We start from the raw sequence: 2,445 nt of genomic DNA on the forward strand, positions 1-2,445 counted from the left end.
TAAAGTCACAGAACCACTATTGTCTGTGGCAGTAGGAGGAGTCCAAGAAACTACAGCTTCGCAAGTACCTGAACCGTTAGAAACTTCTATATCGGCAGGACAATCCGCAAAGACAGGCACCTCAGTATCAAGACAAAAGTTCTTTGTTTCTAGTGCACCAAACGCGCCACCGCTGGCTAAGATATTATCTCTTTGGGTCAGTTTGTACGAGCCCTGACCAAATCTACAGCATATTCCATCTCCATAAGAATCTTTAATAACAAAGTCATAACACCCCTCTGGCAAACAAAATTTCTCCTTAATTGTGGTGTTTTTAATACTATTAGGATATCCACTTCCAGAGGCAACTATGTTACCATTGGCATTCTTAAGTTCCCAGCTAGTTTCTTCAGGAAATCTATCAAAAGTGAGTTCCAATGCAACTAGAAAGTTATTGTCAAGACATTTAACCTCAATTTCTGTTGTAGCATTAGTTACAAATATTCCATCACTAACACTAACAAATACATCATACCATCCAAGGGTAGTATAAGTATGACTTGTAGTCAGTCCACTTCCGAAATTCCCATCACCGAAATTCCAAGTATAGGTAAGAGCATCAGTATCGGCATCACTTGAACCTGAAGCATCAAAATTCACTGTCAAAGGATTCTCGCCTGAAAGTGGATCGGCACTTATAACTGCTACCGGAGGTGTATTCGTTGGGTTAGCTGCCAATGATACTGCTCCGAATGCATTTACTCGTCCATGACCAAAAGTATTATCTCTCCCTAAAGCTCCCATATCAATCGCCGTTGCATATAATATGTTTTTTACCTCAGCATCAGTAAGGTCTGGATTTATTGAAAGCACCAATGCAGCTACCCCACTCACTACCGGGCAAGCAGCCGAGGTGCCTCCAAAAGTATTGGTGTAGTTTCCGGTGCTGTAGCCTGCGGCCCCCATACGGTCAATGGTGCGAACTCCTGCACCTATATTTTTACCATTGATGTTTAGATTGTTAGATGGCGCGACAATATCAAGCGCAGTCCCTTGATTGCTATAAGACGAAATCACACCTGTGTTTCCGAAAGCACCCACTGCAATAACTTCAGGTATATTTCCCGGAAAATTAACACAAGATCCATAACTGTTTCCTGATGAAAATACGACTACTGACCCTTTTCCTCCACGTCCCTGAGTGACGGCATATTTTATGGCATCTACAATTGCTGGAACCGTAAACGTACAAGAATTAAAACTCCAAGAATTGCTGAGAACGTGTGCACCATTATCTGTCGCCCAATAGAATGCATTGGCCAGATCTGAGTTAGTTTCTCCACCTGCGAAGATATTGATAGGCAATATATTCACAGCAGGGGCAACTCCCATTACCCCGATGCCATTGTGTAATGCAGCAATGATGCCTGAACAAGCCTGTCCGTGTTCACTATAAGGGGAACTATCAATTGGTCTCCCATTTTCAAGTGGTCTTGCAGGTGTATATCCTGACAAGACATTTCCTAAATCTTCATGTTCTTCGACTCCATCATCTATGACTGCCACGATGATGTCAGAAGAACCCGTAGTAATATCCCATGCCTCCAATGCATTACAGTCGGCATCATTCAATCCAGTAAAACCATCTATGGTCTGCCCGGTATTGTTCATCTGAAACTGTTCTGGAAACAGCGGATCAAGAACAATACGGAATAGTGGATTATGATTAATTCGGAAAATAGGACCATTATTTAATACCGAGTTATTCGATACGGGATTTGGGGTATTGCCATTGGTTATTTCAGCATAAAAATCAGGATGCGCCCATTCCACCAATCCGCTTTCATAGATGAGGTTTGATAACACCAATGCATTTTGGATATCGTCGATTTTTAAAATCACCATCTCATGGTCTGTTCTAAGATAAGTAGCCTTGTACTGGCTGAGGAGCGGCTCTAATCCCGAAATAGATTGACCTTGATTTAATTTCAACAAAATCTGATTGGTAGGCCATAATTGCATGCCATCATTTAACTGATAAGCAAAAGAAGTACTTTCTATCGGCTCTGTGTTTGAGAAGATATTATTGTTTAGCTGTCTGGAATTAAGACTTTGGTTGTTTTCAAAATTCAATACAGCTCTATTTTTGGCAGGCATGGATTTTACTTCTTTCAAAGATGAAGAAGCCCTCATACTCGCCAAAGTCCTTTGAACATTGGTATTTTCCTTAAACTGGATCATAGAAGATGATCTGTCTTCTTTCAGTGGGATTTTTGTCTCTCCACTGTAAAAAAAGAGCTCCTGAGCCTGAATATTCCCGATGTTGAGAAAGCAGAGGAATACTATTCCAATCCACAATGGGATATACCGGCATGTCTTGATCATGCAAAAAGCAGAGTAATTTTGTTTCATAAATTAATATATTTTGCGGTTTGGGTATTTGAAAGGATGATTTTTTTAAAGAGA

General features: G+C 40.7%; 1 protein-coding gene. It reads right to left on the reverse strand.

Features of this window, described 5'->3' with window-relative positions; all coding sequences use genetic code 11:
* On the reverse strand, window positions 1-2,391 hold a 2,391-nt coding region (locus ACZFYI_RS19065), incomplete at its 3' end, for a S8 family serine peptidase (protein ID WP_462525707.1).
* Window positions 2,392-2,445 lie beyond the last annotated feature (54 nt).

Source organism: Aquiflexum sp. (genome assembly GCF_977115555.1).